The organism is Pseudomonas sp., from assembly GCF_002796985.1.
In the GTDB taxonomy this organism is placed as follows: domain Bacteria; phylum Pseudomonadota; class Gammaproteobacteria; order Pseudomonadales; family Pseudomonadaceae; genus Pseudomonas.
In genome coordinates, this window is sequence record NZ_PEKX01000003.1 from 53826 (window position 1) to 70507 (window position 16682).

At 67.9% G+C, this 16682-nt stretch carries 13 protein-coding genes; 7 read left to right on the forward strand and 6 right to left on the reverse strand.

Going from position 1 to position 16682, the window contains the following annotated elements; translation table 11 throughout:
* Window positions 1-235 precede the first annotated feature (235 nt).
* From CTR55_RS02735 to CTR55_RS02745, 3 genes are all read left to right on the forward strand, one after another.
* Window positions 236-1621, forward strand: a complete 1386-nt coding sequence (locus tag CTR55_RS02735; protein ID WP_296284012.1) for an FAD-dependent oxidoreductase — start codon at window positions 236-238, stop codon at window positions 1619-1621.
* Window positions 1622-1632: 11 nt separating this feature from the next.
* Window positions 1633-1992: a cupin domain-containing protein gene (locus CTR55_RS02740; RefSeq protein WP_296284013.1), complete on the forward strand. Its 360-nt coding sequence runs from the start codon at window positions 1633-1635 to the stop codon at window positions 1990-1992.
* Window positions 1993-2299: 307 nt separating this feature from the next.
* Window positions 2300-3124, forward strand: coding sequence for a lytic transglycosylase domain-containing protein (locus CTR55_RS02745; RefSeq protein WP_296284014.1), 825 nt, complete (start codon window positions 2300-2302; stop codon window positions 3122-3124).
* 254 nt (window positions 3125-3378) lie between these two features.
* Here the strand turns inward: CTR55_RS02745 and CTR55_RS02750 are convergent, their stop codons facing one another.
* From CTR55_RS02750 to CTR55_RS02775, 6 genes are all read right to left on the reverse strand, one after another.
* Window positions 3379-4485, reverse strand: coding sequence for a hypothetical protein (locus tag CTR55_RS02750; RefSeq protein WP_296284015.1), 1107 nt, complete (start codon window positions 4483-4485; stop codon window positions 3379-3381).
* 100 nt (window positions 4486-4585) lie between these two features.
* Window positions 4586-5737, reverse strand: coding sequence for a Xaa-Pro peptidase family protein (locus CTR55_RS02755; protein ID WP_296284016.1), 1152 nt, complete (start codon window positions 5735-5737; stop codon window positions 4586-4588).
* Window positions 5738-5823: 86 nt separating this feature from the next.
* Window positions 5824-6666 carry an ABC transporter permease gene (locus tag CTR55_RS02760; RefSeq protein WP_296284017.1) on the reverse strand — a complete coding sequence of 281 codons (843 nt, stop codon included), beginning with the start codon at window positions 6664-6666 and terminating at the stop codon, window positions 5824-5826.
* Window positions 6663-7514, reverse strand: coding sequence for an ABC transporter permease (locus CTR55_RS02765; protein ID WP_296284018.1), 852 nt, complete (start codon window positions 7512-7514; stop codon window positions 6663-6665). The genes CTR55_RS02760 and CTR55_RS02765 overlap by 4 nt, the downstream gene beginning before the upstream one ends.
* 1 nt (window position 7515) lies before the next feature.
* Complete coding sequence (locus tag CTR55_RS02770; protein ID WP_296284019.1) at window positions 7516-8649, reverse strand: ABC transporter substrate-binding protein; 1134 nt, start codon at window positions 8647-8649, stop codon at window positions 7516-7518.
* Between the two features lie 39 nt (window positions 8650-8688).
* Complete coding sequence (locus tag CTR55_RS02775) at window positions 8689-9768, reverse strand: ABC transporter ATP-binding protein (protein ID WP_296284020.1); 1080 nt, start codon at window positions 9766-9768, stop codon at window positions 8689-8691.
* A 131-nt stretch (window positions 9769-9899) separates the two neighbouring features.
* Here CTR55_RS02775 and CTR55_RS02780 point away from each other — a divergent pair, with 131 nt between their 5' ends.
* The 4 genes from CTR55_RS02780 to CTR55_RS02795 all read left to right on the forward strand — a co-directional run bounded on the left by CTR55_RS02780 (window position 9900) and on the right by CTR55_RS02795 (window position 16290).
* On the forward strand, window positions 9900-10793 hold the full coding sequence (locus tag CTR55_RS02780) for a LysR substrate-binding domain-containing protein (RefSeq protein WP_296284021.1): 894 nt from the start codon (window positions 9900-9902) through the stop codon (window positions 10791-10793).
* Window positions 10794-11169: 376 nt separating this feature from the next.
* A complete protein-coding gene (gene imuA / locus CTR55_RS02785) occupies window positions 11170-11784 on the forward strand; it encodes a translesion DNA synthesis-associated protein ImuA (RefSeq protein ID WP_296284022.1) in 615 nt (204 codons plus the stop codon).
* A gap of 7 nt (window positions 11785-11791) precedes the next feature.
* The gene (locus tag CTR55_RS02790; protein ID WP_296284023.1) at window positions 11792-13201 is read left to right on the forward strand and encodes a DNA polymerase Y family protein; all 1410 of its coding nucleotides are present in this window, start codon (window positions 11792-11794) and stop codon (window positions 13199-13201) included.
* Complete coding sequence (locus CTR55_RS02795; protein WP_296284024.1) at window positions 13198-16290, forward strand: error-prone DNA polymerase; 3093 nt, start codon at window positions 13198-13200, stop codon at window positions 16288-16290. The genes CTR55_RS02790 and CTR55_RS02795 overlap by 4 nt, the downstream gene beginning before the upstream one ends.
* The last annotated feature ends 392 nt before the right edge of the window (window positions 16291-16682 follow it).

Genomic DNA, 16682 nt, shown 5'->3' on the forward strand with positions numbered 1-16682 from the left:
ATGGGTGGCGGCGCTCGCCGGGTCGGGCTGGAAAGTCGCGCCGTCGAGGGTGGCGCTCCAGTCCTGTTGCTTGCTCATGCATCTTCCCCTGCCAGTCTGAAGCCGGCTCGACTGCTGTTCCGGGCGTGCCCGCAAAGAGCAGCAAGCCGTATGCCTGGGCACCCCGGAACGATTACAAAACTCGGACGCGGCCCGAAGACCGCTTTTTCTTCCGACATTCTGCCGGAGTTTTCCGATGACATCCGCCCCACTTGCGCACGCCACTCCCAGACCCTTCTGGCTCGACACCCTCGATCCGACTCCCGCCGCCCCCGCGCTGGAAGCGGATCGCCGCTTCGACCTGGTGGTGGTCGGCGGCGGCTTCACCGGTCTCTGGACCGCCCTGCACGCCCGCCAGCGCTGGCCTGGCGCGAGCATCGCGGTGGTCGAGGCGCGCCGCTGCGGCGGCGAAGCGAGCGGGCGCAATGGCGGCTTCTGCGCACCGAGTATTTCTCACGGCGTAGGCAATGCCTTGCGCCGCTGGCCGGAAGAAGCTGAAACCCTGGTACGACTTGGCCGTCAGAACCTTGATGAATTCGAGGCAGACCTCAAGCGCTTCGGCATGCAGGTCGAATTCGAGCGGCGCGGCAAACTCAGCGTCGCTGCCCAGCCATGGCAGGTCGACGGCCTGCGCAGCATGCAGCGCAACTACCAGCGCTTCGACATCGACTGCGAGTGGCTGGAGGGCGCGGAACTGGCACAACGACTGGACTCGCCGGCCTACCAGGCCGGCGTCTTCGAGCCCAATTACGCGCTGCTCAACCCGGCGAAGATGGCCGCCGAGCTGCGCCGGGTATGCCTGGAACAGGGCGTCGAGGTGTTCGAGAACAGCCCGGTGCACGAGATGCACCAGCGCGGCGAGCGCCTGATGCTGCGTTGCGACCGTGGCGAGCTGGAGGCCGGGCAGATCGCCCTGGCGACCAATATCGCGCCGCCGCTGCTCGGCCACCTGAATTCCAGCGTGATCCCGGTGTACGACTATTCGCTGGTCACCCAGCCGCTTTCCGATGAGCAGCTGCGCGCCATCGGCTGGGTCGATCGCTACGGCATCGCCGATGCCGGCAACCAGTTCCATTACCTGCGCAAGACCGCCGACAACCGCATCCTCTGGGCCGGCTTCGACGCCATCTATCACTTCGGCGGCCGCCGCGATGAAGCCCTGACCCAGCGCCCGGAAAGCTTCGAGCGCCTGGCAGTGCAGTTCCGCGAAGCCTTCCCGCAGCTCGGCCCGGTGCAGTTCAGCCACGCCTGGGGCGGCATCATCGATACCTCGGCGCGCACCACGCTGTTCACCGGCTGTGTGCTCGGCGGGCGAGTCGCCTATGCGCTGGGCTTCACCGGCCAGGGCGTGTCGGCCAGCCGTTTCGCCGCGCTGAACATGCTCGATCAACTGGGCGGCGAGCGCACCGAACGCACCCAGCTGCGCATGACCTCGCAAAAGCCCTTCCCCTTCCCGCCCGAGCCGCTGCGCTACCTCGGCGTGCGCCTGGCCCAGCGCTCGCTGGCCAAGGAAGACCGCACCGGCCGCCGCGACTTGCTGCTCAAGACCTTCGACGCCTTCGGCGTCGGTTTCGATTCCTGATGGAGAACTGCATGCCCACCCTGCCCCGCCACGTCATCGACTTCGCCAACCCCGAACTCGCCCCGCAGGAGCGCGAGATCAACGACCCGGCCATCGTCGATGCGCCCTACCAGAGCCGCAGCTGGCGGCACTTCAGCGCCCCGGAGAAGAACGCCATCGCCGGTATCTGGGAAGCCGGCGTGCACCTGGAGCGCTGCGAGTGCGACTACGACGAGCTGTGCCACATTCTCGAAGGCACTGTGCGCCTGACCGACGCCGATGGCGTGGCGAAGACCTTCGGGCCGGGGGATTCGTTCGTGGTGGCGGCGGGCTTCAAGGGCACCTGGGAAAACCTCACGCCGGTGCGCAAGGTGTATTTCATTCTCGGTTGAGCGACGGGCTCGCAGGCTACGTAGGAGCGGACTCCGTCCGCGATTGACTTCGCCCAACGCTCAGACGAATCGGCGTGGTGGTGGATCGATCGCGGACAGAGTCCGCTCCTACGCAACATCCGGTTCCTCTGCGAGCTGCATCAGCCTGCGCTGCGTTCCGAAACGCCAGCAAGCCGTACGTCCCCCAAAGTTCCACGACCGTTTGAAAGGGCTATAACTAGCGAAACGAAACGGCAGGTCGGCGTTTCCCCTTGCATGGATCAGGTACTCCCCAACCTGATCGGCGCCCGCGGCGCGGAGCGGTTTGATGAGTTCCAGAACCTGGCGATGGGCTCGCAGGAGCCTTCCTGCCTGCATCGGACTGGCGCTGCTGGTCGCTCCGTTTTACGCCAACGCACTGTTCAGGTGCCAGGCCCGCGACGGCACCGTCAGCCACACCAGCCACGCCGTTGCCGGCGCGCGCTGCACTCCTCAAAGCGGCAAAGTGGGTCAGAACGGCAAGACAGGCGCGACTACCGGCGCCAGGCCGAAGGCCGCACCAGCATCCGGGCGCGGGGACGAGCCGGGCGCAGGGCGGGTTCGGGTGTACAGCTTCGTCCACAAGGGCGTTCGCCAGTATGTGAGCCGCCGCCCGGTCGGGATCTCCGCACGGGTCGATGTGATCGACGTGTATTACATCAAGGGCTGCTACCTGTGCATGGCGCCGAAGGACTTCAACGTCGCCACGCTGCGCCTGGACACCCGCTCCTATCGGCGGGAGATCGAGTCTGCCTCGACTCGCTACGGCGTCGACCAGGCGTTGGTCCGCGCGGTGATTCATGCCGAATCGGCGTTCCAGCCCAACGCCATTTCCATCGCCGGCGCCCAGGGGTTGATGCAGTTGATGCCCGACACCGCCGAGCGCTTCAACGTCAGCAATGCCTTCGATGCGCGGCAGAACATCCGTGGCGGCGTGCGCTACCTGGCCTGGCTGCTCAAGCGCTTCAACGGTAATCAGAGGCTGGCGCTGGCCAGCTACAACGCCGGTGAAATGACCGTCGACAAGTACAACGGAATACCGCCCTACACCGAGACGCAAACCTACGTCGCCCGCGTGCAGTCCCTGACCGAGCGCTATCGCAACCATCGCTAAGGCGGGCTGCCGACATCTCAGCGCGCGTAGGAGCGGACTCCGTCCGCGATGGGCTCGCCGTGCTTCGTGGTCTGCCGGAGCGGCGGCAAATCGATCGCGGACAGAGTCCGCTCCTACGCTAGCCCTGCCCCCTGCGTAGGGCGCATAACCTGGAACAGGTTATGCGCCGGACCTTCCGCCGCGGATAACGCTGGCGCGTTATGCGCCCTACAAAGGCGGTGATCCCGGCGCGGATGAACCACGCCGGGATCAACTCAAGCGAACTTCCATCCCGCCGTAGCCAGGCGCGTCTCCAGCGCAGCAAGGTCGGCTTCCACCCGCGCCGCCGGCTCCGGCATGTAGGCCAGCGGATCGGGCAGCGTGGACGCACCGCCGAGGAAACCTTCCGTCGCCGCATGCAGGCAGTACGCGCTGTAGGCCGGGTTGTAGCCGCCCTCCTGCACCACCAGCAGTCGCCCCTGGCAGAGTTCGTCGGCCAGCGCGCGGGCGCGGCGGGCCAGGCGGTTGAAGCCTTGCATGGTCACCAACTGGCGGCCGTTGGGGTCGAACTGCGAGGCGTCCAGGCCGTTGGCGATGATCAGCAGGTCCGGCTTGAACGCCCGCAGCGCCGGCTCGACGAAGCGGCTGAAGACCCTCTCGTAGAGCTGGTCGCCCGAGCCCATGGGCAGCGGCAGGTTGAGGTTGCTGCCCAGCCCCGCGCCGTAGCCGCGCTCGTCCGCCGCACCGCTCTGCGGGTGGCTCGGGCCCCAGGCGCCGTGGTCCATGTGCAGGGACACGGTGAACACCGAAGGGTCATCGTAGAAACCTTCCTGCGTGCCGTTGCCGTGGTGCACGTCCCAGTCGACGATGGCCACGCGTTCCAGCCCCGCCGCCTGCGCTGCCCGCGCGGCAACCCCGACATTGTTGAAGAAGCAGTAGCCGTCGGCCATGGCCGGGGCGGCGTGGTGGCCCGGTGGGCGCACCAGGGCCATGGCCGGGTTGCCGGTCGCCAGCACGCTTTCCAGCGCTGCCAGGCTGGTGCCGGCGGCGGCCAGCAGGCCGGCGAGGCTGCCGGCGGACATCAGGGTGGTGCTGCTGAAGCGCTTGCCCTGGGCGTCCGCTTCGAAGATGCCGCGCAGGTAGTCGGCATCGTGGAAGCGCAGCAATTCCTCTTCGCTGGCATGGCGGCCCTGGTGCCAGCGCAGCGAGCCGGCGACCGGCCCGCGCTGGAGGATGGCGCGCATGTTGAGCAGCCGGGGATTGCTCTCCGGGTGCAGCAGTTGTTCGGCCAGCAGGTCGCTGGGCGGCGCCTCGAACACGCCGGCGGCGGTGTCGTGGCGCAGCACGTCGTCGTGCCAGAAAACATCCATCGTGTGACTCATCAGAAACCCTCGGATTCCATCACTGCGCCCGCAGGCGCAGACACGCAACACGGATTCGCCCCCGGCCGGCCAGCGAAGTGGCGCCGGGAGCGATCCTCCATCAGTCGATGATCGTCAGTTCCGGCGGTATCTCCGACAGGCTCGCCGAGCCCTTCTCGCCGCACAGCACGGTGTCGCCGAGCTTGATGCCGAAGCCTTCGTTGTACAAGGACAGGTTCGGCTCGATGGAGAACGACATGTTCGGCTGGAATACGTGGTCATCGGCCTCGTCCACCATCATCGCTTCCAGCCAGGTCGGCGGGTAGGCCAGGCCCAGGCTGTAGCCGATGCGGTGCACGCGGGTGCGCGAGAGGTCGATGCGGTCGAGGATCTGGTTGCACACACGGTTGGCCTCACCCACCGGGGTGCCGGGCTTGGCGATGTCGATGGCGGCGTTGAAGGCCTCGGTGAGCAGGGTCGCCACTTCCTTCACGCGCGGGCTGGGTTTGCCGATCACCGCGGTGCGCATGAGGATCGCGTGGTAGCGGTTGCACACGCCGGCGTGTTCGAGGATCACCACGTCGCCGTGGCTGATGGTCTGGCGGTGCGGCATGGCGTGGGTCATGGTGCTGCGGCGGCCGGTGGCGCACATCGGGCTGATCGCCGAGTACTCGCTGCCGGCGCGGCCCAAAGCGTTGGCGACGATGCCGGCCACTTCCACTTCGGAGATGCCCGGACGCAGTGCCTCGAAGGCGGCCAGCATGCCCTGGTCGGCCATGCGCGCGGCGCTGCGCTGGTACTCGATTTCTTCGGCGGTCTTGATCAGGCGGTTCTCGGCGACCAGCGGGCCGGCGTCCTCGAAGCGCGCTTCGGGCATATAGCCCAGCAAGGCGTTGTACTGCGCCGGGGAGAAGGTCGAGGCGGTCATTTCCAGGCCGATGCGCGCCTGGGACAGGCCGGCCTGGGCGAGCACGTCGGCGACCAGTTTCAGCGGGTCCTGCTTGGCGATGTCATAGAAGATCGCCTCGTTGATGCACGACAGCTCCCACGTGCAGGGCTCCTCGCTGGTGCGGGTGAGGAACACCGGCTCGGCCAGCTTTGGCGAGATGATCAGCGCCTGGTACCAGAGGAAGCCGAGGCTGTCGAAGCCGGTCAGGTAGTTGATGTTGTCCGGGTAGTTGACCACCAGGGCATCCAGGCCACGATCGGCCATGCGCCGTTTGACGGCTTCGACGCGTTGACGGTAGGTGCGCGCGGGGAAAGCGGTAAGCATGGGGATTCCCTCCTCAGGGACAAGGTGCAAGCGACAGGCAGTTCGATTGGTCGCCAACGTGGCGACCGGATGTAAATCGGGGTGAGTCAGGAAGGCGGCTGTCGGCGCTCCAGGTATATGCGCAGCAGCATCACCGCCAGGGTGAGGACGATCATCAGGGTGGACACGGCGGCGATCGCCGGGTCGAGGTTGTAGCGCAGGCCGTCCCAGATGCGCTTGGGCAGCGTCACCACGTTCAGGCCGCTGGTGAACAGGGTCACCACCACTTCTTCCCAGCTCATCACGAAGCCCATGAAGAAGCCGCCGAGGAGGCCGCCGCGCACGTTGGGCAACAGCACGTGCCAGAGCGTCGGCCAGAGCCCGGCGCCGAGCGAGCGCGAGGCCTTGTACAGGCTCTGGTCGAGCCGCGCGTAGGCCACCAGCAGGGCGATCACCGAGTACGGCAGCGCCATCAGCAGATGGCCGAAGCCAACGCCCAGCAGGCTGTCGAGAATGCCCAGGCGCGCGTCGAGGTAGTAGATCGACATCGCCGAAACCACCTGCGGGACGATCATCGGCAGCAGTACGATCAGCGTCAGCACGGTGCGGAAGCGCCGTTGCAGCCAGATGCCGGTGGCGAACAGGAAGGCCAGCGCGGTGGACAGCGCACCGACCACCAGCGCCAGGCCCAGGCTCTGCAGGATCGACAGCAGCCACGCGCCGTCGAACAGCGTCGCGTAGTGGCGCAGCGACCAGCCGCCATCGGGGAAGGCCAGGTAGCGCTGGTTGCCGAACGACAGCGGCACGATCACCAGGATCGGCAGCAGCAGGAACAGCGCGGACAGCACCAGCGCGGCCCAGGACAGCCAGCGCCCCAGCGGCGGGCGTGGCAGTTGCGGTTTTTTCGCGCCCTTGGGCATGGCGGAGAGATAGGTTCCCTGCGGAGTCACAGCTCATTCCTCCCGAGCAGGCGGCGGAAGCCGATCAGTTGTCCGAACAGCAGCGCACAGCCCACCACCAGCAGCATCAGCACGATGCTCAGCGCCGCGCCCAGGCCCCAGTTGGAAAGCTGGAACATCTGCACGTAGATGTACTCGGCGAGCATCGCCGCCTTGCCACCACCCAGCAGCGCCGGGGTGACGAAGCAGCCGAGGCTGAAGACGAAGACGATGGCGCACGCGGCGACCACGCCCGGCAGGGTCAGCGGGATGAAGATGTCCTTCAGCGTCTGCCAGTGCCGGGCGCCCAGGCTGCTGGAGGCACGCAGCAGGCTGTCGTCCACCTGTTTCAGCGAGGACAGCAGCGGCAGCACCGCGTACGGCACCATGAAGTGCACCATGCCGATCAGCGCGCCCAGCTCGTTGCGCACCAGCGGCGGCGGCGCGTCGAACCAGCCGGTGGCCATCAGCCCCTGGCTGACCAGCCCACCGTTGCGCAGCAGCACCAGCCAGGCGAAGGCGCGGATCAGCATCGACAGCCAGAGCGGCAGCAGCACGAACAGCTCGATCAGCTGCCGGCCACGTGGCGTCGCGAAACGCCAGCGGTAGGCAATCAGGTAGGCGATGGCGACGCTGATCGCGGTGGTCAGCAGGCAGATGCGCAAGGTGCGCCAGATCACCGCCTGCAGGTTGGCATTGTCGGCGATGGCCGCGTAGTTCTGCGTGCCCCACTCCGGCAGGCTGAAGCTCCAGCCGAGCACGCCGAGGGTCGGCAGCAGGTAGCCGACCACGACGAGCACAGGCAGGGGCAGGATCAGCAGGCCGTAGACCGGCAGCACGCCCGGTGCGAAACGTCGCATCTCAGCCACCGATCAGCGCGAGGTAGCGCTCCAGGGTTTCACCGTAGTGTTCGGCGTGCCACTTGTTGTTCAGCGACACCTGCTTCTTCAGGTTGTCCGGCGCGGTGGGGTTGATCGCCTGCAGCTGGGCGCTGAGCAGGTCGTTGGCCGCAAGGTTCACCGGGCCCATGTTGTAGACCTCCATGAGCTTGGCCTGCACCTCGGGACGCAGCGCGTAGGCGATGAACTCCATGGCCGCCTTGGCGCCGGCCGGGTTGCCCTTGGGCACCATCCACACCGAGGGCGAGACGACGCCGCCGTCGAAGCTCCAGTCGATCTTGCCGGCGGTGTCGTTCTTCACCAGCTCGGCGCGGGTGTGCCACATCTGCGCCATGCTCACCTCGCCGTCGCGGATCAACTGCTGCGACTCGGCGCCGGTGGACCAGTGGGTGGCGATGTGCGGCAGCAACTCCTCGATCTTGCGCAGGGCGCGGTCGACGTCCAGCGGGTAGAGCTGTTCCGGCGGCACGCCGTCGGCCAGCAGCGCGCATTCGAGGTTGGCGCTCATCCACTTGTAGAGGGTGCGCTTGCCCGGGTACTTCTTCACGTCCCAGAAGTCGGCCCAGGACTTGGGCGGGTTCTTGCCGAACTGCTCGTGGTCGTAGCCGATCACGTAGCTGTAGGTGTAGTTGGCGAGGCCGAAGTCATGCACGTCGCCGTAGCCGATCAGCGATTTGTCGACGATGCCGAAGTCGATGGGGGTGAGGAACTTGTCCTTGCCCAGCCGGTAGGACGAGTACATCTCGCCGTCGCACACGTCCCAGCGCACCGCGCCGCTGCTTACCTGGGTCTTCAGCGCGCCTTCGGTGGGGCCGCTGCCGTCGACTTTCAGGGCCAGGCCGGAAGCCTGGTCGAAGCCGCCGAAACTCTTTTCGAAGGCTGGCACCGCATCGCCACCCCAGTTGGCCAGCACTAGGTTGCCGCCCGCGGCGAAGGCCCGGCCCCCGGCGCCGAAAGGCAGCGCACTGGCGGCGGCGAGCAGCAGCAGGCTGCGGTTGAAATCGCGGCGGCTGATGCCGGCGCGCTCGCCCTTCTGGGCGGCGATCTCGATGGCGTCTTCGATGAAGCCTTGGGCTGCTTTTATAGAGTCGCTCATGTGATTGCTCCCCGATCGTTTGTTTTCGTTATGGGTTTGTCAGGCGGACAACAGGTGGCAGTGCTGCGGCGACCAGCTGCACCAATAGCGCTGGCCGCTGCGCAGGCTGCCCAGCAGCGGGTGCGATACCGGCAGGCGCAGGTCGAGGCGCTCGCCCTGTTCCAGGGTCAGTTCGAGATTGACGTGGGCGCCCTGGTAGGTGGCGCTGCCGACGGTGCCGCAGAGGCCGTTGTCGCGGCCGGCGTCCTGCAGCGGGCGCAGGTCGATGTGCTCCGGGCGCACCGCCAGCCAGCTCTTGGCGCCCTGCCCGGCAGCGGGCGTTTGCGCCACGCGCAGAGGTTGGCCACGGAAATCACAGAGCGTGGTTTCAGTCTCGCGACCGACCACACCGACTTCCAGCAGGTTGGTGTCGCCGAGGAAGTTGGCAACGAAGCGGCTGGCCGGGCGTTCGTAGACCTCGCGCGGGGTGCCGACCTGCTCCAGGCGGCCCTTGTTGAACACGGCGATGCGGTCGGACAGCGCCAGCGCTTCTTCCTGGTCGTGAGTCACGAAGACGAAGGTGGTGCCGAAGTCCTTGTGCATGCGCGCCAGCTCGCCCTGCATTTCCTGGCGCAGGCGGCGGTCGAGGGCGGACAGCGGCTCGTCGAGCAACAGCAGCTTGGGCTTGAACACCAGCGCGCGGGCCAGCGCCACGCGCTGCTGCTGGCCGCCGGAGAGCTGGTTGATGCCGCGCTCGCCCATGCCGGCGAGGCCGACGCGCTCCAGCACCTCCGCAACCCGGCGCTCGATCTCCGCGCCCGGCACCTTGCGGATGCGCAGCGGGTAGGCAACGTTCTGCGCCACGCTCATGTGCGGGAACAGCGCGTAGCCCTGGAACACCACGCCGAATTCACGCTGGTCCGGCGACAGGTGGGTGATGTCGCGGCCGTCCTGCTCGATGCGCCCTTCGCTGGGCTCGACGAAGCCGGCGAGCATCATCAGCGTGGTGCTTTTACCCGAGCCCGATGGACCCAGGAGCGTGAGGAATTCGCCCTGGCGGATGCTCAGGCTAAGGTCGCTCAGGACCTGCAGGTTGCCGTAGCGCTTGCCCAGGCCGAGCAAGTCGACGAAATGCTGCATGGCGGATCTCCAGCCGTTTTTTCTTGTTGATCGGTATTGGCTTGGGCTCATCTTCTGTGCAAATTTAACTAACGACAATTCAATAGATTTCTGCCTGAATCGTTAGTCAAATTCACGAAAGAAGGTCCTTCATGCGTCAGAACAGTGCGTTTCGCATGCCCTCGCTCATTGCCCTGCGCGCTTTCGAGGCGCTGGTCCGCCAGGGCAGCATCAGCCGCGCGGCGCTGGAGCTGCACGTCACCCACGGGGCGGTCAGCCACCAGGTGAAGAAGCTCGAGGAAGAACTGGGCATGGCGCTGGTGGAGCGCCAGGGCAAGGGCGTCAAGCTGACCCCGGCCGGGCGCCAGCTGAGCCAGCAGATCAGCAGCGCCTTCGACCAGTTGCGCGACATTCGCCGCGCCCTGCCCACCGAGGAGCCCGCCGGCGAGCTGCGCATCGCCTGCGCCCCGGCTCTACTGGCGCGGGTGTCATCACTGCTGGAGAAATTCCTGCGCAACTACCAGGAAGTCGCCCTGCACCTGCTGCCGATAAGCAGCGACCTGGGCCAGGTGGACATGGTGATTTCCTTCGGCGAGACGCACATCGAGGGCCAGCGCTTCGCTGCGCTGGGCGACATCCGCTACTTCCCGGTGTGCAGCCCGCGCCTGCTCAACACCCAGGAACACCTGCGCAAACCCCGCGACCTGGCGCGCCAGGTGCTGCTGCACGAAGACGACGGCTTCGACTGGAGCCGCTACTTCCTCGCCGCTGGAGTGCCCGGCCTGCAGGCGCGGCAGAACGTCTTCCTGCCCGATGCCTACCTGACCATCCGCGCGGCCCTGGCCGGCGGCGGCGTGACCATCAGCGACCACATCCTGGCCGGCGAGGAGCTGCACCAGGGGCGGTTGGTGCGCCTGTTCGACATCGACTTCCCGGCGCCCCACCCCTACTTCCTGATCATCCCGCCGCACGGCAACCAGGCCCTGGCGCGGGAGTTCGCCGACTGGCTGCTGCATGAGCTGGAGGCGATTCCGGCGTTCGATTGAAGCGGCGTGGCCTTACTCGGAAGCGCCCGAAGGAACACTTCGCAGGATGGCGTGGAGCGTAGCGATACCCATCCTACGTTGATGATCCAACGGTGAGCCCAGCGTTGGGCGTTCGCGAGCAAGCTCGCTCCTACAGCCCGGCCACCCGCAGCGCTGCTTTTCGTAGGAGCGAGCTTGCTCGCGAACCGCATGGCACAGACCCTGGCGCGTCTGAATCACCGTCAGACCAACCGCCATTGACGGCGCCACACCATCGGATAAGCTGTATATCCATACAGTTTTATCCGAGCCATTCCATGTCCCACCCTCTCATCTCCCTCCCCCGGCCAGCCTGCCGGGCGCATGACCGTCGCCGTTCGCCGTCCGGGAGGCCGTGATGGGCAGCGTGGTCGCGCTCGACACCCTGTTCCACCAGCGCCAGGTCTGGAAGGGCCAGCCCCAGAGCCTGCCACCCAGCCTGCAGCCCACCGGCCATGCGGCGCTGGACGCGGCCCTGCCCAGCGGCGGCTGGCCGGAAGCGGCGCTCAGCGAAATTCTCCTGGCCGCCGAGGGCACCGGCGAGCTGCAACTGGTCTGGCCGACCCTGGCGCGGCTCAGTGCGGCGGGCGAACGCATCGTGCTGGTCGCCCCGCCCCATGTGCCCTACCCGGCTGCCTGGCAGGCCGCCGGCGTCGCGCTGGAGCAGCTCGCCATCGTCCAGGCGACCGGTCGCGATGCGCTCTGGGCCGCCGAGCAGTGCCTGCGCTCGGGCAGCTGCGGCGCCGTGCTGTGCTGGCCGCAGCAGGCCAACGACCGTGCCCTGCGCCGCCTGCAGGTCGCCGCCGAAACCGGGCAGACCCTGGCCATCGCCTACCGCCCGCAGCGCGAAGCGCTCAACCCCTCGCCCGCCGCGTTGCGCCTGGCGCTGGACGCCAACCCGGCGCAACTGCGCGTGCTCAAGTGCCGCGGCGGCCTGGCGCCGGCGCGGCCCATCCCGCTGCCCTGGCACTGAGGCCGTCATGCTCTGGGCCTGCATTCTCCTGCCGCAACTGGCAATGGACGGCGTGCTGCGCGGCCGTCCCGAGCCGGACACCGCCCTGGCGCTGCTCGCCGGGCCGACCCAGCGCCGCCTATTGCAGGCGGTGAACCCGGCCGCGCGGGCGCTGGGGCTCAAGCCCGGTCAGTCGCTCACTGCCGCACAGGCCTTGAGCCGTGACTTCGCCACCGCCGAGTACGACCTGCGCGAAGTCGACCGCTGGCAGAACCTGCTGGCCGCCTGGGCCTACGGCTTCAGCTCGCAGGTCAGCCAGCACTACCCGCGCGCGCTGCTGCTGGAGGTGCAGTCCAGCCTGCAATTGTTCGGCCCCTGGCCGCGCTTCGAGGCGCGCCTGCGCGAGGAGTTGAGCGGGCTGGGCTTTCGTCACCGCATCACCGCCGCGCCCAACCCGGCCGCCGCGCGCATCCTCGCCAACGGCCACGACGGCCTGGCGATCCACGACAACGACCAGCTGCGCCAGTACCTGGGCAGGATGCCGCTGGAGCGCCTGGGGCTGGAGCGCGACGCCGCCACCTCCCTGGGCCGCATGGGCCTGCGCAGCCTGCAGCAACTGCTTGCCCTGCCGCGCGAGAGCCTGGCCCGGCGCTTCCCGCCGCAGGTGCTGCGGCAGGTCGATACGCTGCTCGGACAACGCCCGCTGGCCCTGGAGTTCTACCGGCCGCCGGACTGCTTCGAGTCGCGCATCGAGCTGAACTTCGACGTGGAATCCACCCAGGCGCTGCTGTTCCCGCTGCGCCGCCTGACCGCCGACCTCGCCGCCTTCCTCGCCGGGCGCGACAGCGGCGTGCAGCGTTTCGTCCTGCATCTGGAGCACCACGAAGGCTGCGACACGCAGATGCCGGTCGGCCTGCTCAGCGCCGAGCGCGAGGCGGCGATGCTCTTCGAGCTGACCCGTGGCCGCCTGGAGCAACTGCAACTGCGCGCCCCGGTGCACAGCGTGCGGCTGCTGGCCGACGACCTGCCGCCCTTCGTGCCGCAGCACCGCGAGCTGTTCGACGACCGCCCGCAGCAATCGCTGCCCTGGGAGCAGCTGCGCGAACGCCTGCGCGCGCGACTGGGCGACGATGCCGTGCACAGCCTCGGAGGCCGCGCCGACCATCGCCCCGAGCGCGCCTGGCAAGGCAGCTCCACATCGCTGTTGCCCATCGTCGATGTCCCGCGCCCCGGCTGGCTGCTGGCGGAACCCCAGCCGCTGCGCGAATTCGCCCCGGCCCTGCTGGCCGGCCCCGAGCGCATCGAATCCGGCTGGTGGGACGGCGAGGACATCCGCCGCGACTATTACCAGGTGCGCACCCGCAGCGGCCAGCACGCCTGGGTGTTCCGCCCGGTGGGCGACGACGGCCCCCTGCTGCTGCACGGCTGGTTCGCATGAGCGCGCCGGTCGAAGGCATCGGCTATGCCGAGCTGCACTGCCTGTCCAACTTCAGCTTCCAGCGCGGCGCCTCCAGCGCCGCCGAGCTGTTCGAGCGAGCGAAGAAGCTCGGCTACCGGGCGCTGGCGATCACCGACGAATGCAGCCTGGCCGGTATCGTCCGCGCCTGGCAGGCGGCGAAGGAGAAGGAAATCCCGCTGATCACCGGCAGCGAACTGAGCATCGAGCAAGGCCCGAAACTGGTGCTGCTGGCGGAGAACCTGACCGGCTACGAGAACCTCTGTCGCCTGCTCACCCATGCTCGGCGCCGGGCCGAAAAAGGCAGTTACCGCCTGGTGCGCGCGGACTTCGACGGCAACCTGGAGCACCTGCTGGCGATCTGGCTGCCAAGGGATGATCGGGACGACGACGGCCTCTGGCTGCGCGAGCACTTCCCCGAGCGCCTGTGGCTCGGCGTTGAACTGCACAAGGGCCCGGACGATACCGGCAAGCTGCGTCGCCTGCGCGAACAGGCGGCGCGCCTGGAGATTCCCGCCGTGGCCTGCGGCGACGTGCACATGCACGCCCGTGGCCGCCGCGCCCTGCAGGACTGCATGACCGCCATCCGCCAGCACCTGCCGGTGCACGAAGCCGGCCAGCACCTCTATCCCAATGGCGAACGCCATCTGCGGCCGTGGGAGGCGCTGGCGTCGATCTACCCGGCCGAGCTGCTGGCGGAGACGCTGAAGATCGCAGGGCGTTGCACCTTCGACCTGGGCGATCTGAAGTATCAGTACCCGCGCGAACTGGTACCCGAAGGCCATACGCCCACCACCTGGCTGCGCGAGAAGACCGAGGAAGGTATCCGGCGTCGCTGGCCAGACGGCGAGAGCGAGAAAGCACGCGCGCAGGTGGAATACGAGCTGGAGTTGATCGCCGAGCTGGGCTACGACAGCTACTTCCTCACCGTCCACGACATCGTCGCCTTCGCCCGCCGCCAGAGCATCCTCTGCCAGGGGCGCGGCTCGGCGGCCAACTCGGTGGTCTGCTTCGCCCTCGGCATCACCGAACTGGACCCGACCCGCGAGCACGTCCATCTGCTGTTCGAGCGCTTCATCTCCCGCGAGCGCAACGAGCCGCCAGACATCGACGTCGACTTCGAGCACGACCGCCGCGAGGAAGTCATCCAGTACGTGTTCCAGCGCTACGGCCGCAGCCGCGCCGCGCTCACCGCCGTGGCCAGCACCTACCGCGGCGCCGGCGCGGTGCGCGACGTAGCCAAGGCGCTGGGCCTGCCGCCGGACCAGGTTGGCGCGCTGGCGGACTGCTGTGGGGCCTGGAGCCGCGAAGCACCGCCGCCCGAGCGTCTGAAAGAGGCCGGCTTCGACCCCGAGAGCCCGATCCTGCGCCGCGTGCTGGCCCTGACCGGGCAACTGGTCGGCTTCCCCCGGCACCTGTCGCAGCACCCCGGCGGCTTCGTCATCTCCCAGCAGCCGCTGGAAACCCTGGTACCGGTGGAAAACGCGGCGATGCCCGAGCGCACCCTGATCCAGTGGGACAAGGACGACCTCGACGCCGTCGGCCTGCTCAAGGTCGACGTGCTCGCCCTCGGCATGCTCAGCGCCCTGCGCCGCTGCTTCAACCTGATCGCCGGCTATCGCGGCCAGCAGTGGACTCTCGCCACGCTGCCGCAGGAATGCACGAAGACCTACGAAATGATCAGCCGCGCCGACACCGTGGGCGTGTTCCAGATCGAGTCCCGCGCGCAGATGGCCATGTTGCCGCGGCTCAAGCCCAGAACCTTCTACGACCTGGTGATCGAAGTGGCCATCGTCCGCCCCGGCCCGATCCAGGGCGACATGGTCCATCCGTACCTGCGACGGCGGAACAAGGAGGAGCCGGTCGACTACCCCTCCGAGGAACTCAAGCCGGTGTTCGAGCGCACCCTCGGCGTGCCGCTGTTCCAGGAACAGGTGATGCAACTGGCGATCATCGCCGCCGAATACACCCCCGGCGAGGCCGACCACCTGCGCCGCTCCATGGCTGCCTGGAAACGCCATGGCGGACTGGAGCCGCACCGCGAGCGGTTGTTCGAGCGCATGAGCGCCAAGGGCTACGAACAGGAATACATCGCCCGCATCTTCGAGCAGATCAAGGGGTTCGGCAGCTACGGCTTCCCCGAGTCCCACGCCGCCAGCTTCGCCCTGCTCACCTACGCCAGTTGCTGGCTGAAATGCCACGAACCGGCGGCTTTCACCTGCGCGCTGATCAACAGCTGGCCCATGGGCTTCTACAGCCCCGACCAGTTGCTGCAGGACGCCCGCCGCCATGGCCTGGAGATTCGCCCGGTGGACGTGCGCCACAGCCACTGGGACTGCACCCTGGAACCCATCGCCGAACGCCAGCCGGCGATCCGCCTCGGCCTGCGCATGGTGCGCGGGCTGCGCGAGGACGTGGCCAATGCCGTGGCCCAGGCGCGCGAGCAACGCCCCTTCGCCGATGTCGCCGACCTCTGCCTGCGCGCGCATCTGGACGGCCGCGCCCGCGAACAGCTGGCCGACGCCGGCGCCCTGCGCGGCCTTGCCGGCCACCGGCACAAGGCGCGCTGGGCAATTGCCGGGGTCGAACCGCAGCTGCCGCTGTTCGCCGGCCAGGCCACCGAGGAAGCGCCAATCAGCCTGCCGCTGCCCAGCCGCGGCGAAGACCTGCTTACCGACTACGCGACCCTCGGCACCACCCTCGGCCCGCACCCCATGACCCTGCTGCGCGGCGCCCTCAAGGCCCGCCGCTGCCGCAGCTCAAAAGAACTGTCCACCCTGGAAGCCGACCGCCCGGTGCGCGTCGCCGGCCTGGTGGTCGGCCGCCAGCGCCCCGGTACGGCCAGCGGCGTCACCTTCGTCACCCTGGAAGACGAGTTCGGCATGATCAACGTGATCGTCTGGCGCGACTTGGCCGAACAGCAGCGCCGCCCCTTCCTCAGCGCCCGCCTGATGCAGGTGGACGGCACCCTGGAAGCCAAGGACGGCGTTCGCCATGTGATCGCCGGGCGGCTGATGGACTTGAGTGAGCTACTGGACGGGCTGGATGTGCGGAGTCGGGACTTCCATTGACACGCTCTTTGCAGGGCCAAGCGGTTCGCGAGCAAGCTCGCTCCTACGAAAGGCGCGCGGTGCAAACCTGAACCGGTAGGAGCCGTCAGGCATGGCGCATACCCCTCATCCTCCCAGCAGGTAAACCACCGACAGCAAAACGAACCCCGCAGGAATGCAGCTTCGTAGGATGGCGTGGAGCGCAGCGATACCCATCAACTCCCCGCACCAACCGCATGGGTATCGCTGCGCTCCACCCCTCCGACCAAGAGCGCTCATCCTCCCGGCAGATAGATGACCAACTCCCCCACCGACAGCGAGAACAGGTACGGCTCGACACGAAACAACCCCGGCCGATTTGCGAAAGACCGCGCGGACGCCTTACGCTGCCGCCATTCCTCTTTCCGGCCCCG

What these genes read in the sequence shown, in the direction of transcription:
- CTR55_RS02780 (WP_296284021.1), top strand. Translation starts at nt 9,900, where the DNA reads ATGCGTCAGAACAGTGCGTTTCGCATGCCCTCGCTCATTGCCCTGCGC.
- CTR55_RS02790 (WP_296284023.1), top strand. Translation starts at nt 11,792, where the DNA reads ATGCTCTGGGCCTGCATTCTCCTGCCGCAACTGGCAATGGACGGCGTG.
- CTR55_RS02735 (WP_296284012.1), top strand. Translation starts at nt 236, where the DNA reads ATGACATCCGCCCCACTTGCGCACGCCACTCCCAGACCCTTCTGGCTC.
- CTR55_RS02770 (WP_296284019.1), bottom strand. Translation starts at nt 8,649, where the DNA reads ATGAGCGACTCTATAAAAGCAGCCCAAGGCTTCATCGAAGACGCCATC.
- CTR55_RS02740 (WP_296284013.1), top strand. Translation starts at nt 1,633, where the DNA reads ATGCCCACCCTGCCCCGCCACGTCATCGACTTCGCCAACCCCGAACTC.
- CTR55_RS02750 (WP_296284015.1), bottom strand. Translation starts at nt 4,485, where the DNA reads ATGAGTCACACGATGGATGTTTTCTGGCACGACGACGTGCTGCGCCAC.
- CTR55_RS02775 (WP_296284020.1), bottom strand. Translation starts at nt 9,768, where the DNA reads ATGCAGCATTTCGTCGACTTGCTCGGCCTGGGCAAGCGCTACGGCAAC.
- CTR55_RS02745 (WP_296284014.1), top strand. Translation starts at nt 2,300, where the DNA reads ATGAGTTCCAGAACCTGGCGATGGGCTCGCAGGAGCCTTCCTGCCTGC.
- CTR55_RS02795 (WP_296284024.1), top strand. Translation starts at nt 13,198, where the DNA reads ATGAGCGCGCCGGTCGAAGGCATCGGCTATGCCGAGCTGCACTGCCTG.
- imuA (WP_296284022.1), top strand. Translation starts at nt 11,170, where the DNA reads ATGGGCAGCGTGGTCGCGCTCGACACCCTGTTCCACCAGCGCCAGGTC.
- CTR55_RS02755 (WP_296284016.1), bottom strand. Translation starts at nt 5,737, where the DNA reads ATGCTTACCGCTTTCCCCGCGCGCACCTACCGTCAACGCGTCGAAGCC.
- CTR55_RS02765 (WP_296284018.1), bottom strand. Translation starts at nt 7,514, where the DNA reads ATGCGACGTTTCGCACCGGGCGTGCTGCCGGTCTACGGCCTGCTGATC.